The organism is Halopelagius fulvigenes (assembly GCF_055398025.1).
The window spans coordinates 516494-529601 of sequence record NZ_AP043846.1 but is presented as its reverse complement, the minus strand read 5'-3'; the positions used below and the strand labels follow the sequence as shown (position 1 = coordinate 529601).

The 13108-nt window shown below is 68.9% G+C and carries 15 protein-coding genes; 5 read left to right on the top strand and 10 right to left on the bottom strand.

The features are described from left to right. Positions 1 to 6: 6 nt before the first annotated feature. Genes ACZ522_RS07140 through ACZ522_RS07125 form a run of 4 tightly spaced genes read right to left on the bottom strand, consistent with a single transcriptional unit; the run spans position 7 to position 2820 of the window. Positions 7 to 714 carry an SDR family NAD(P)-dependent oxidoreductase gene (locus tag ACZ522_RS07140; protein WP_379693496.1) on the bottom strand — a complete coding sequence of 236 codons (708 nt, stop codon included), beginning with the start codon at positions 712 to 714 and terminating at the stop codon, positions 7 to 9. A 55-nt stretch (positions 715 to 769) separates the two neighbouring features. Continuing rightward, a complete protein-coding gene (locus ACZ522_RS07135; RefSeq protein WP_379693499.1) occupies positions 770 to 1225 on the bottom strand; it encodes a desampylase in 456 nt (151 codons plus the stop codon). Continuing rightward, entirely contained in the window at positions 1226 to 1819 is a 594-nt protein-coding gene (locus ACZ522_RS07130) for an NUDIX hydrolase (RefSeq protein ID WP_379693501.1), read from the bottom strand. A gap of 53 nt (positions 1820 to 1872) precedes the next feature. Continuing rightward, the gene (locus ACZ522_RS07125) at positions 1873 to 2820 is read right to left on the bottom strand and encodes a diacylglycerol/lipid kinase family protein (RefSeq protein WP_379693503.1); all 948 of its coding nucleotides are present in this window, start codon (positions 2818 to 2820) and stop codon (positions 1873 to 1875) included. A 52-nt stretch (positions 2821 to 2872) separates the two neighbouring features. On the opposite strand from ACZ522_RS07125, the gene ACZ522_RS07120 reads away from it, so the two are divergent. Next, positions 2873 to 3529, top strand: a complete 657-nt coding sequence (locus ACZ522_RS07120) for a PHP-associated domain-containing protein (protein ID WP_379693505.1) — start codon at positions 2873 to 2875, stop codon at positions 3527 to 3529. Positions 3530 to 3554: 25 nt separating this feature from the next. On the opposite strand, the gene ACZ522_RS07115 is transcribed toward ACZ522_RS07120, so the two are convergent. After that, positions 3555 to 3977, bottom strand: coding sequence for an Lrp/AsnC family transcriptional regulator (locus tag ACZ522_RS07115; protein WP_379693508.1), 423 nt, complete (start codon positions 3975 to 3977; stop codon positions 3555 to 3557). A 97-nt stretch (positions 3978 to 4074) separates the two neighbouring features. Between ACZ522_RS07115 and carA the strand changes: the two genes are divergently transcribed. Together carA and ACZ522_RS07105 are read left to right on the top strand one after the other, a co-directional pair. Continuing rightward, positions 4075 to 5151 (top strand): glutamine-hydrolyzing carbamoyl-phosphate synthase small subunit, encoded by a 1077-nt coding sequence (carA, locus tag ACZ522_RS07110; protein ID WP_379693510.1) that lies wholly within the window; start codon positions 4075 to 4077, stop codon positions 5149 to 5151. 130 nt (positions 5152 to 5281) lie between these two features. Next, positions 5282 to 6295, top strand: coding sequence for a PAS domain-containing protein (locus ACZ522_RS07105; protein ID WP_379693512.1), 1014 nt, complete (start codon positions 5282 to 5284; stop codon positions 6293 to 6295). Between the two features lie 26 nt (positions 6296 to 6321). Here the strand turns inward: ACZ522_RS07105 and ACZ522_RS07100 are convergent, their stop codons facing one another. Together ACZ522_RS07100 and gatD are read right to left on the bottom strand one after the other, a co-directional pair. After that, positions 6322 to 7305 (bottom strand): GNAT family N-acetyltransferase, encoded by a 984-nt coding sequence (locus ACZ522_RS07100; RefSeq protein ID WP_379693515.1) that lies wholly within the window; start codon positions 7303 to 7305, stop codon positions 6322 to 6324. A gap of 9 nt (positions 7306 to 7314) precedes the next feature. Beyond that, the gene (gene gatD, locus ACZ522_RS07095) at positions 7315 to 8568 is read right to left on the bottom strand and encodes a Glu-tRNA(Gln) amidotransferase subunit GatD (protein WP_379693517.1); all 1254 of its coding nucleotides are present in this window, start codon (positions 8566 to 8568) and stop codon (positions 7315 to 7317) included. A 101-nt stretch (positions 8569 to 8669) separates the two neighbouring features. On the opposite strand from gatD, the gene ACZ522_RS07090 reads away from it, so the two are divergent. Then, positions 8670 to 9185, top strand: a complete 516-nt coding sequence (locus ACZ522_RS07090) for a hypothetical protein (protein ID WP_379693519.1) — start codon at positions 8670 to 8672, stop codon at positions 9183 to 9185. Positions 9186 to 9189: 4 nt separating this feature from the next. Here the strand turns inward: ACZ522_RS07090 and ACZ522_RS07085 are convergent, their stop codons facing one another. Both ACZ522_RS07085 and ACZ522_RS07080 read right to left on the bottom strand, forming a co-directional pair. Then, positions 9190 to 9849, bottom strand: coding sequence for an ArsR/SmtB family transcription factor (locus ACZ522_RS07085; RefSeq protein WP_379693522.1), 660 nt, complete (start codon positions 9847 to 9849; stop codon positions 9190 to 9192). Positions 9850 to 9966: 117 nt separating this feature from the next. After that, the gene (locus tag ACZ522_RS07080) at positions 9967 to 10662 is read right to left on the bottom strand and encodes a DUF1405 domain-containing protein (RefSeq protein ID WP_379693525.1); all 696 of its coding nucleotides are present in this window, start codon (positions 10660 to 10662) and stop codon (positions 9967 to 9969) included. A gap of 160 nt (positions 10663 to 10822) precedes the next feature. Here ACZ522_RS07080 and gpmI point away from each other — a divergent pair, with 160 nt between their 5' ends. Then, complete coding sequence (gpmI, locus tag ACZ522_RS07075; protein WP_379693527.1) at positions 10823 to 12340, top strand: 2,3-bisphosphoglycerate-independent phosphoglycerate mutase; 1518 nt, start codon at positions 10823 to 10825, stop codon at positions 12338 to 12340. A 24-nt stretch (positions 12341 to 12364) separates the two neighbouring features. On the opposite strand, the gene ACZ522_RS07070 is transcribed toward gpmI, so the two are convergent. After that, positions 12365 to 13024 carry a TVP38/TMEM64 family protein gene (locus tag ACZ522_RS07070; RefSeq protein WP_379693530.1) on the bottom strand — a complete coding sequence of 220 codons (660 nt, stop codon included), beginning with the start codon at positions 13022 to 13024 and terminating at the stop codon, positions 12365 to 12367. Positions 13025 to 13108: the final 84 nt, after the last annotated feature.

The following is a 13108-nucleotide window of genomic DNA, read 5'->3' as shown; positions in this document are numbered from 1 at the left end:
CGGCCGTTACCAGTCGATGACCCGCTTGTCGCGCCAGAACTTGCCGGCCGGACTGCCCGGCTCGAATCGGGAGAGCCAGACGGGCGTCTCCGCGCCCTTCGTCACCGACCGGTCGGCGTCCTCGCCGCCCATGTCCGTGCGGACGTACCCGGGGCAGGCGGAGTTGGCGATGAGGCCGTCCTCGGCGTACTCGCCGTGGAGGTAGGCGGTGAGACCGTTCAGACCGGTCTTCGAGACGCGGTAGGCGGGCGACCCCCCGGACTGGGACTCGTTCAGCGCACCCATCCCCGAGGAGACGTTGACGACGCGCCCGCCGTCGTTCTGGAGGAGGAGGGGGACGGTGTGCTTGCAGACGAGCATCGGCCCGCGGAGGTTCGTCGCCAGCGTCCGGTCGATGTCCTTCACCGATTCGGAGACGATGTCGTTATCGAACTCGCCGATTCCGGCGTTGTTGACCACGATGTCGAGGCGGCCCGCCGCCGAGAAGATGTCGTCCGCGGCGTCGGATATCTCGCCCTCCTGGGTCACGTCCACGAGGAGGTGCTCCCACTCGTCGGGCACGTCGTGGGTGATGCTGCGCGTCGCCGCGAACACCGTCGCGCCGAGGTCGTACAGTCGCTCCGCTATCTCCCGTCCGATACCGCGGTTCGCGCCCGTCACGAGGGCGACTTGTCCGTCCAACGAGTCGTATAAATCGGGTCCGTCGTCGCTCATCGGCCGAATCGACGCGACGGCGCGGGAAGGGGGTTGCGCTCTCGGGCGAGCGAACTCACTCGAACCACGCGAGAGACAGACGCTCGAACGCCGAACCCGTCCACCGGTAGGCGTTCATACGATCGGTCGGCCGAACGCCGGGGTTGCAGACGAGGTAGACGTACCCCGCCCACGTCGCCTGCCGCCTGTCGGTTTCGCTGGGCACGGGGTCCGATTCGGGGTGACTGTGGTAGAAGCCGAGTACGTCCAGCCCCTCCGATTCGACCGCCTCTATCGTCCGAAGCGTCTCCTCGGGGTCGAGTTCGTACTCGACGCGGGGGTTCTCCGCGACGTTGGGGACGCGCCGGACGCGTTCGACGAACTCGACGGGCGGTTCCGCGTCCTCGACGCGCCCCGCGAGGACGCCGCACACCTCCCGCGGCGGGTCGGCGTCCGCGCCCTCGCGCGCGTGCGAGAGTACCTCCTCCCACGCCGGGCGGTCGAGGACGAACCGGCCCCTCGGCGGAGTCACTTACTCCTCTTCGAAGTCGCGGCGCATGGCGATCTCGAACCACGGGCAGAGGCGCAGTTGCCGGTACCACTCGGGGTGGTCGTGGAGGTGCTCGTAGTCCACCCAGAGCATGCCCGCTATCTCCTCTTCATCGGGGTCCACGGAGGTGTCTTCGAGCGTCACCTTCAGGACGGCGCACACCTCCCACTCCAGTCCGGCGTTCTCGTAGTAGCGCTTGTACTCGAAGCGGTCGGTCACGCGCAGGTCGCCGTACTGGTCGGGCGTGACGCCGAGTTCCTCTTCGAGGCGTTGCTTCGTCGCCTCCTCCTGCGTCTGCCCCTTCACGGGGTGGGAGGCGACGGTGCCGTCCCAGCAGGTGTCCCACAGGCGCTTGCCGGGCGCGCGTTGCGCCAAGAGCAGTCGCCCCTCCTCGTCGAAGACGAGACAGGTGAACGCGCGGTGGCGAATCCCGTCGCCGGTGTGCGCCTCCAGTCGGTTCACGAGGTCGACCTCGTTGTCGTCGGAATCGACGGCGATGACGTCCTGCTTCGCGTTCGCGTGGAGTTCCTCCGGGGAGTCGGAGTCGGCGGCGTTCCCGCCCTCGTCTGCGCTCATAGTCCGTCAATCGGTAAGGTGGGTCAAGGACTCTTCGATGCGCGGCGGCGGCCTCACTCCGCGTCGGGGTCCGACGGCGACGGGTCGTACGTCTCGCCGACGGCGAACCGCATCGCGCCCGGCCTGCAGTCCGCGACGAGGTGGCGTTCCTCGACCATCTCGCCGTCGAGGCTGAACTGCCGGGGCGTCGCCGCGTCCACGACGAGGCGCGGCACCTTCAGGCGCGTCAGGTGGGAGGCGTCGCGGCGCAGGAGGGCGTCCGCCGCGCCGGACGTGAGGTAGTCCAGCGCCGGCGCGTGTTCGACGACGACGACGTTCAGGAGGCCGTCCTCCATGTTCGCCTGTTGCATCCCCTCGCCGGGGAACCGCCGCCCGTTACCCACAAGAAGCATCAACGCCTGCCCGGACCACGCCGGTTCCCGGTCGGATCCCGCGCGCACGTCCAGTTCCAACCCCTCGAACGACCGAGTCCGTTGGAGCGTCGAGAGGACGTACGCGAGGACGCCGAAGCGACGTTTCGCCTCGGGCGTGGTCCGAGCGCTCGCCTCGGCGGTGAGTCCGCAGACGCAGGAGTTCAGAAAGAGGTTCGACGCCGCGCCCGAGTCGCCGCCGGACGACCCGTCGGTCCACCGGACGCTCCCGAGGTCGATCCGGCGTTCCTCGCCGGACTCGACCACCTCGAAGGCGTGTTCGACGTCGCGGATGCCGACGTTGTCCGCGAAGTCGTTGCCCGTCCCCGCCGGGACGACGCCGAGGCGCACGTCGTCGAGTTTCCCCGCCTCGTCCACGCCGCGAACGACGCGGTTGAGTGTTCCGTCGCCGCCGCAGGCGACGATCGTCGTCGCGCCCGCGGCGGCGGCGTCGCGCGCGAGGGTCCGCGCCTCGTCGCCGTCGGCGCTGTTTCGAAGATCGTAACCGCGAGACTCGGCGACGTCGCGGGCACGTTCGCTCTGCCGTCCGTCGCCGCTCTCGGGGTTCCGGACGAGCACGCGTCTGCTCACGGGTCGCTCTTACGGCAGAAGAACAAAGCGTTGGCGGCCCGACCCACGAGACGTGCTGGCCGTAGACCTTCACGCGCACACCCGTTTCTTCCACGCCCGTCCGGGCCGCCCGACGTGGTACGACGCCCTCGGCTTGGACCTGTTGACCGCGGCCGCGGAGTGGCGCGAACTGGACGCCGTCGCGGTGACGAACCACGACTACGCGTACTCCGCGGACCGGTCCTTCCCGACGGTTCCGGGCGTCGAGATATCGACGACGCTCGGCCACCTCGTCGTCGTCGGCCCGGACCCGCCGAGTCGGACGACGCCGGGCGAACTCGAACCGGAGGCGGCGGTCGAACTCGCCCACGAGAGGGGCTGCGCGGCCATCTTGGCGCACCCGTACCGGAACGGGACGCTCCTCGAATCCGACGCCCCGTTCGACGCCATCGAACTGAACGGGAAGAACCCCGAACACGTCGTCCAGACGCGGGAACTGGCGGACCGACTCGAACTCCCCCTCGTCGGCGGGAGCGACGCGCACTTCCCCTTCGAGGTCGGTCGCGCGTACACCCGCGTGGACGCCGACGCGCCGACGCCCGAGGCGGTGGCCGACGCGATTCGCGAGGGGGACGTCGAAGCGGTCGTGAAACTCGGGCGGGCCCACGAACTGCTCGATAAGGTGTACAACGAGGTTCACCGGCGGAAGGCGACGATGCGCCGTCGCTGACCCCGAACGTCGGAGAGAACCCCCGCTACGGCGTCTGTCCGAGGCGTTCGTCGAGGATCAGGCGCGTCTTCGTGCTCTTTACCTCCGCCAGTTCCCGCGCCTGCGTGATGAGTTCGTTCACCGCGCGCGTGTCCGCCGCGTCCACGACGAGGACGATGTCCTCCTCACCCGACACCTGCCAGACGAAGTCCACCTCGTCCCACTCGGCCATCCGGTCCGAGACGGCGGTCGTGTCCACGTCCACCGCGACGGACACCTCTATCATCGCCTTGATGTTGCCCGTGTGGGTGGCGACGGTGAACCGTTCGATGACGCCGTCCTCGATGAGACGTTCCACGCGGTTGCGGACGGTCCCTTCGGAGGTACCGACCTGCTCCGCTATCTCCGTGTACGGCGTTCGGGCGTCCCGTCGGAGGATGTCGAGGATTCGACGGTCGAGGTCGTCCATGTTCACCGTCGTCTCCCGCCTGACTTACAGATTACGAATTTCGTAACTTGGCTACGAAAGTAACACTTATACCCCCGGAATCCATGTGTTTCTCGTAATGTCGGACGCCTACCTGGCCCTGGAAGACGGCCGCGTCATCGAAGCGCGTGGTCGCGTTCCGGGATACACACGTGGCGAACTGGTGTTTACGACCGCGTACACGGGATACGAAGAGAGCCTGACCGACCCCTCGTACGAGGAACAGGTCCTCACGTTCTCCTACCCGTTGATCGGAAACTACGGCGTCCGAACCGAGCGATTCGAATCCGACCGCGTCCACCCGCGGGCCGCGATAGCGCGCGAGTTCACGGACGAGGTGGTCGAGTGGTTGGACGAGCAGTCCGTCCCCGCCATCGACCACATCGACACGCGCGAACTCGTGACGGCCATCCGCGAGGAGGGCGCGATGAAGTGCGGCATCGCTGTCGGAGACGGCGTGACGCCCGAGGACGCCCAAGAGGAGCTCTCGAAGTGCAAGGGGATGAGCGAACACGTCGACATCGGCTCGCAGGTCAGCACGCCCGAAGCGGTGACCTACCGCACGGGCGACGGCGACGCCCACGTCGCACTCGTGGACTGCGGCGCGAAGGGGTCCATCGTGGACTCCCTGCTGGAACGCGGCGCCGACGTCACCGTCCTGCCGTACGACGCGACGGTCGAAGACGTCGAGGAACTGTCGCCGGACGTCCTGTTCATCTCGAACGGCCCCGGCGACCCCGCGAACTTCACGCAGGCGCAGAACCTCGTCGAGGAGTTCGTCGGCGAGATCCCCCTCGCGGGCATCTGCCTCGGCCAGCAAGTCGTCGCCCGCGCACTCGGCGGCACCACCGAGAAGATGGACTTCGGCCACCGCGGCGTCAACCAACCGGTCCGCGACCTCCGGTCCGGGAAAGTCGTGATGACGACGCAGAACCACGGGTACACCGTGGACGAACCCGGCAACCTGAACGTCACGCAGGTCAACGTCAACGACGGGACCGCCGAGGGTCTGGAGAACGACGACCTGAACGTCATCACCCGGCAGTACCACCCCGAGGCCAACCCCGGCCCGAACGACTCGCTTGCGTTCTTCGACGACGTGTTGGCGATGACCGACGCGAAGAAACAGACGGCCGTCGCGTCGTCCTCCGACTGACCACCTCACCTGACGCACCCCGGCGGACGGGCACCCCCGTCCGGCACCGCTCGTTTTCTCACTCGACGCGGTAGCGTCGAACGTACCTCGCCACCGACATTGTGATTGCGTCGCACGACCAACGACCGGTATGGCATCCGCGCTCTCCCTCCCCGAACGGGGCTTCGACGACCTGCCGACGGAGGTGGCGATCGTGGATTCGCGCGGCGACATCGTCTACACGAACCGCGCGTGGCGGCAGTTCGCGGAGAACAACGGGCACGACGGACCCGACGACTTCCTCGGCGTGAACTATCTCGCGGTCTGCGAGGAGTTCCGCGACGAGTCCGAGGAAGCGGGCCTCGTGGCCGACGGGATACGAGACGTCCTCGACGGGAAGAGCGACGCCTTCAAACTCGACTATCCGTGTCACTCCCCGACGGAACAGCAGTGGTTCCTCCTGCGCGCGGTGCCGTTCGAGGGAGAAGACGGGGACCGGTACGCGCTTTTGATGCACCTCGACATCACGGACCGGAAACTGGCCGAACTCAGGTTGGAGGAGCGAAACCGGCAGTTGGTGAGCATCGCGGGCGTCCTCTCGGAGGACATCCGGCCGCCGCTCTCGGCCGCCGTCCGCGCGTCCGAGACGCTCGCCGAGTCCGGCGGGGACGAGGCCTGGAGGCTCGCGCACATCCTCCACCAGATCGACGCCGTCGTCCAAACGGGTACCGTCCTCGCCGAGAACGCACCCACCTTGGAGTTCGAATCGGTCGAACTGCGGGACGTAGCCGAGTCGGTGTGGCACCGCGTCAAACCGCGGGACGCCTCGTTCCTCGTCGTCGATTCGCGGGCGTTTCTCGCGGACCGTGAACTGCTCTCGTACCTCCTGGAGAACCTCCTCGCGACGGCCATCGTCCGCGCAGGCGACGCGGCGCGCGTTCGCGTCGGGACGGCGGCGGAAGGGTTCTACGTCTCCGACGACGGGACGGACGTGGCCCACCAGTACGAGACGATGTTCGACTCGGCCACCTCGGAGTTAGACGGTGAGATGTACAGTCTCGCCACCGTCGCCCGCGTCGCCGGGATTCACGGGTGGGACGTGAACGTCGGCGGGTCGGATATGGGCGGGACCTGCGTCACGGTGTCCGGCGTGACGTGGGTGTAGCGGCGGTCGGAAAGAGGGAGGTCGCCCTACGTCAGGTCCGCTTCCATCACGAACGTCGGTTGCTCCGCGGGGTCCGCGCGGGCGACGGCGGCGTCCGTCACCCACCGCGGCCCCTCGGGGACGAGGACGCGCGTGCGATCCGCGCCCGCCGCGGCGGCGTCGCGGGAGACGGCGGCGACGACCGCGCGGGCGGCCTCGGCGTCGTCGCGCGCCCACGCGCCGACGGCGTACTCGGCCCACGTCTCCGTCTCGCCGTCGTCGTTCTCCCTGTCGTACGTCCGGTTCCGGTAGGCGAACCCGCGGGTGCCGCCCCCGCGGACGACGAGCAGGCGGCCGTCGTTCGCGGCGTCGCGGAGTCTCTCCCGCGTCAGCGAAGAGAGCGCCCACGTCTCCTCGGGGTCCAAGACGAGGCCCTTCAGGTCGGTTCGAACGTCGCTGCCGGTCCAGAACGACCACGCGGCGTCCGGGTCGGCGTCCCCGCCCGCCTCGACGCGGAGGTCCGAGTCGGCCTCGGCGTCGGCGCCGGGTTCGGGGTGGACCCACCGGAACTCGATGCCGGGGTCGTAGCCGGTGTCGCGCGTGAGGCCGAGGCTGGCGACGTTCCACGAGAAGATCATGTTCCGAATCGCGGACGCGCCCGCCTCGCGGGCGAATCTGAACGTCGCGTCGCTCAGACGCTTCGCCAGCCCGCGCCCCCGGTAGTCGGGGTTGACGCGCATCCCCTGCGCCCACGCCTCGTACCCCGAGAGCGTCGTCACCTGCACGATGCCCCCGAGGTCCGTCGTCGGGGCGTCCGCGCCCACGTCGGCGACGAACGTCTGCCGCGTCTCGCCGTCGTCGTCGGCGATCCACTCGCGGTAGACGTCGCCGATGTAGTCGTCCACGCCGCGGTCGGCCCACGTCTCGCTGGTGAACGCCGCGACGGCGTCGTAATCCTCCTCGCGGGCGGGCCGGACGAGAACCGTCTCGCCCGTCTCGTCCTCGTACTCGTAGCGGGGACCGGCCGTCATCTCAGTATCTCACTCCCACGGCACGGAGCGCTGCTGGAGTTCGCCCGCCACGGAGCGAGTCATCGCCTCCGCCGGGTCGTCGAGGTTCGAAAGCGCCCACATGAGCTTCACCTTCGCCGTGCCGGGGAGGGTGTCGCCCGCCTCGACGACGCCCGCGTCCAACAGGTCCCGTCCGGTGTCGTACACCCGGTCGCAGACGCGGCCCCAGAGGCACTGGCTCGTCATGGCGACGACGACGCCGTCGTCCACGAGGTCCTCGATGACCGGGACGAAGTCGGTGTGGACGTGGCCGAGTCCGGTCCCCTCGATTACGAGGCCGTCGAGGTCCGACTCCTTCAGGAACTCGCCGTAGCGCCCGACGTCCATGCCGGGCGTGAACTTCAGAAGATCCACGTCGCCGTCGAGTTCGGGCGACAGCGACGGGTCCGCCTCGTCCCGTTCGGCGTGTTCGCGGCGGAACGTGACCTCCTCGGACTCGTAGTCCACCTCGCCTAACGGTTCCGCGCCGACCGTCTCGAACGCGTCGCGCCGGGAGGTGTGGTTCTTGCGGACGCGCGTGCCGCGGTGGAGGGCGCAGACGTCGTCGCTCTCGGTGGCGTGCATGCAGACGAGCACCTCCGCGCAGTCGGATTTGGCGGCCTCGACGGCGCAGACGGCGTTCATCACGTTGTCCGAGGAGGGGCGGTCCGCCGAGCGCTGACTGCCCGTGAAGACGACCGGCACGGGCGTATCGAGCATGAAGGAGAGCGCCGACGCGCTGAACTGCATCGTGTCGGTGCCGTGCATGACGACGACGCCGTCCGCGCCGGCATCTATCTCCTCTTTGACGGCCTCCGCGAGGTCGCGCCACACTTCGGGCGTCGCGTTCTCCGAGAGGATGTTGGCGACGACGCGGCCCCGGTAGTTCGCCCGCCCCGCCAGGTCCGGGACGGCCCGGAGCACGTCTTCGGCGTCGAACTGCGCGGTCACCGCGCCGGTTCGGTAGTCCACCGTGGAGGCGATGGTGCCGCCGGTGGAGATGAGAGAGACCGTCGGCAGGTCGTCGTCGAACTCGATTTCCGACGACGAGGAGTCCGTCTGTGCGTCCTCGATGTCGTAGACGTCCGTCTCCAGTATCTCCACGTCGGCGTCGTCGCGGTCGATGCCGACGTTGTACCCGCCGTCGAGTTTGACGACGAGGTGGTCCGGAGTGGACGACGGCATCAACACGCCCTCGTTCGTGACGCCCGCGCGTTCGACGCGGACGCGGTCCCCTGCGTTCATACCGCGACGTACCGCCGGGCGAGACTTGAAACCACCTTTTCGGCGTCGGGTGGGGACCGACGCGGCACAAGAGCCATGTTGCGGGCCGTCCCACGTCCACTATGCAACGAAGCGACGAGACGGAGTCCGCCACCCCCTCCACCTCCGTCTCCGCCTCCGATTTCGGCCTCGACGGGTTCGGCACGGACTCGGGCGAGGGCGACGCCGCCGCGCGCCGGAGCGAATCGAGCGGAAGCGGACGCCGACTCGGACGGGTGTTCTCGCCGAAGTCGTTCGCCGTCGTCCTCGTCTGTTCGCTTGCGGGCCTGTTGGTCGGCGGAGCGGTTCCATTCGTCGGGTTCGTCACCCGGTTCCTCGGCCTGTTCGCCGTGGGGTTCGCCGTCGGCCTGTTGGCGTCCCGGCGGCGCTACCTCGAAGTCGGCCTCGCGGGCGCACTCGCGTCCGGATTGACGTTTGTCCTCTCGACGCTCACCACGTTCGTCCCGTTCGCCGTCGATTTCCTCGCCCAGTACGGCGTCGCCGTCGCCGGAATCGGTGCGGGTGCCGGGCTGTTAGCGTCGCTGGCCGGACACTACTTCGGGCGCGACCTGCGGGACGGGCTAACCCGCGATATCTGAGCGGCTACCCCGAGGAGACGGCCCACCCGTCCTCGTCGCGCGAGACCAATCCGCGCTCCGCGAGGTGTTCCAGCGACCGTTCGACCGACTCGGGCGCGGCGTTGACCTCCTTCGCGATGCTTCGGACGGTTCGGGCCCCCCCGGCCACCGCCGCGAGCACTTCGGCGTAGAACCGGCTGTCCCCGTCTGAGCCGATTCGGTCGCTCAGGCGGTCCAACACGTCCGTCATCCGCCCGTGGACCCACCGCTGGGCGAGCGACAGTTCGTTCTCTAGCTCCTCCAGTCGGCCGACTTCGCGGGCCAAGTCGGCCACGTCGTCGGCCTCGTCCTTCGGGATGTCGAACGAGACGTGCGGACACCGCCCCGTCATGTCGAGACTGGGGTTGGCGGGGTAGGCGGACTTCGCGCCGAACCCGTACGGGGAGACGTTGACTTCGAGACGGAGGTTCCGAGAGATGTGGAAGTACTTCCGACGCTGGTCGTCGGTTCGAGACTCGATGAGACCAGCGTCCTCCAGTTTGCGGAGGTGGTCTATGACCGCCTTCGGACTGACGCCGAGGTACTCGCTAATCTCCGTGACGTAGCACGGTTTGTGGGCGAGAAGCCGGAGAATACGCCGGCGGTTCTCGTTCCCGAGAAGGTCCAGGAGCACCGCGGAATCCATAACCGTAGGTAAATCGTGAGGACGGAAAAGGATGACTCCCCTCGCCGGGGGTGCGACCGAGTCGCACGCCGCCGCCGTCTCCGAACTCGCGGCGACTCCCCGCCGCCCCGAAGACCGCTACCGGGTCGAATCGCCGAGTCGGTCGAACGCCCGCGCGGCGAGTGCGACGGACGCGAACGACAGGGCGACGGTGATGCCCGCGAGCAGCAGCCCGGGTTCGTACTTCAGGGGCGGGTAGAAGCCGAACCCGTAGTCGTACACGTCGTTGACGAGTGCGAGGGCGAGAGCGACGACGAGGGCTTCCCGCGTCGTCCGCCCGTAGTACGGTATCAGCGCCGCCTCCGCGACGAACAGCAGGTGGGTGAGCATAATGCCCCAGTAGTCCCACAGCAGGCCCGGCGAGAATCCGAAATAGAGGTCCGGACGGAGGTTCAACGCAACGGCGGTCCAGACGCCGTACTTCACCAGCCAGACGAACGCCAGCGTGTGGAGCACGGCGAGGACGCGGTTGTTCGGCGCGTCGGTGACGGGTTCTCCGACGCGCGGAAGCAGCGTCGCCAACGAGAGCGTCGCGAGCGCCAGCGCCGTCGGCGAGTCGCCGAACAGGGGGTAGAGCATCGAACTCACGTCCGCCAAGGAGGGGTCGGAGTGGACGTAGAAGCTGACGCCGACGAAGAACGCCGCGGCGTTGACGACGAGAAGCCACCCGAGGCTCGCGCCGTTGCCGAGGTAGTACTGCACCCACCGCACCGGGAACGGGCGTCGGAGTCGGTTCGCCCGCGCCGCCGTCGCCGTCGTCTCGTCGTCCGCCATCGCTCGCAGGAACGCCCGGCGCGCGAAAGAAGGTGTCGCGTCGGCGGCGGAACCGCCAGCGTCGAACTGTCGGGCGGAACGCCCCCGCCGCGGCGATTCCGTCAGTCCGACGACCGCCTGAAACGAAGAGTAGTTACCGCTCGCCGCCCACCGTCCGACCATGCAAGCTGCGCTCGTTATCCTCGACGGTTGGGGCCTCGGTAACCACGACCGACGCGACGCGGTGAAGGAGGCCGAGACGCCGAACTTCGACCGGTACGCCGAGACCGGCGCGTACGGGACGCTCGACGTCTCGGGCCGCCGCGTCGGACTGCCCGAGGGCCAGATGGGCAACAGCGAAGTCGGCCACCTCAACATCGGCGCGGGGCGCGTCGTCAAGCAGGCGTACACGCGCATCAACGACTCCATCGACGACGGGAGTTTCCGCGAGAACGACGTCATCGCGGGCGCGCTCGACCACGTCGAGGAGACGGGCGGGCGCGTCCACTTCATGGGCCTCGTCAGCGCCGGCGGCGTCCACTCCCAACAACTCCACCTCCACGCCCTCATCGGACTCGCCGCAGACCGGGGCGTCGAAGCCGTCACGCACGCCTTCACCGACGGGCGCGACACCGACCCGCACAGCGGCGAGGGCTACCTCCACGAACTGGAGTCGGTCGTCGAGAAGAACGAGACGGGCGACGTGGCCACCGTCTCCGGGCGGTACTACGCGATGGACCGCGACCAGAACTGGGAGCGGACGAAGAAGGCGTACGACGCCATCGTCCACCGCAAGGCGGAGTACGAGGCCGACAGCGCCGTCGAAGCGGTCAAGCAGTCCTACGAGCGAAACGAGACCGACGAGTTCGTCGAACCGACGCTGATATCCGGCGGTCCGGCGCTGGAGGACGGCGACGCCGTCTTCTTCTTCAACTTCCGACCCGACCGCGCCCGGCAGATGGTCAGTCTGCTGGCGAACCTCCGTCCGGAGGACTGGTCGTTCGACCCCGACCCGCCGGACATCCACCTCGCGACGATGACCGAGTACGACGAGACGTTCGACTTCCCCGTGGCGTACCCGCCGGAGGACCCGAAGGACACGCTCGGAGAGGTGCTCTCGCGGGAGGGCAAGACCCAACTCCGCCTCGCCGAATCCGAGAAGTACGCCCACGTCACCTACTTCCTCAACGGCGGCCGCGAGGTGAAGTTCGACGGCGAGATTCGGCGCATCGTCGAGAGCCCGGACGTGCCGACGTACGACATGCAACCGGAGATGAACGCCGATGAGGTCACCGACACCGCGATCGACATCATCGACTCCGAGGACCCCGACGCCCTCGTCCTCAACTACGCGAACCCCGACATGGTGGGCCACACCGGCGACTTCGACGCCGCCGTCGCGGCCGTCGAAGCGGTCGATAGGCAGTTGGGCCGCCTCGCTGCCGCCGTCCAACGCGCGGGCGGACACACGCTCATCACCGCCGACCACGGCAACGCCGACGACATGGGGACGGCGGACAGTCCCTTCACCGCGCACACGACGAACTCGGTTCCGTTCGTCTACCTCGCGCCCGACGGCACCGACGGCGGACGGCGCGTCCGCGCAGGCGGGTCGCTCTGCGACCTCGCGCCGACGATGCTCGAACTGATGGGGATGGAGCGACCGGAGACGATGACCGGGCAGTCGCTCCTCGAATAGCGTTCGGGCGCTTCTTCGCCCGCGTCAGACCGCGTCTTTTCCGCTTCGTCTCCGCTCGTCGTACCACTCGTAGAGCGTCGGGGCCACGAGCAACGCCGCCGCGAGGGCCGCCGCGACGCCGAGTCGAAGGTCGATAGCGCCGGCCACGTCCCCCGCCGCGAGCGTCTCCGCCGACGCGCCCGCGAGGACGCCCGCGACGGCCCACGGCGTCTCTCCGACCGCCGTCCCGACGACGAACGCGCCGAGGCGGACGCCGGAGACGCCCGCGGCGACGGAGACGACGTCCGACGGCGCGGGGAGGAGCCTGCTGGCGACGACGCTCCGAACGTCGCCGGTTCGCTCGACGAACGCCTCGCCGGCGGCGGCGACCCTGCCGCCGCGGCCGAACCGCCTCGCGAAGAGGAACGGCGGAACGCTCGTGAGGACGATGAGTGCGAGCGCGAACGGCACGCCGCCGACGCCGAACGCGTACCCGACGACGACGGCCAGAAGCGTCGTCGGCCACGCGAGAAGCGGTCGGGCGAGCGCCAGACAGACGGCGACGGCGACGAACCGCGTCGGGTCGGCCGTCGCCCACGCGAGGCGCGAGAGGACGGCGTCCGGCGAGGTGACCGCGGCGGCGACTACGACCGCGGCCAACGCGGCACCGACGCCGATTCGAGCGCCGAAGCGGAGTCGTCGCATCGTCTCCTCCTGGCTCCCGACCCGATATACGCCTTGTGCCTCGGCCGGGAACCGGCGTCCGTCGCGAGCGGAGTCGTCACCGCC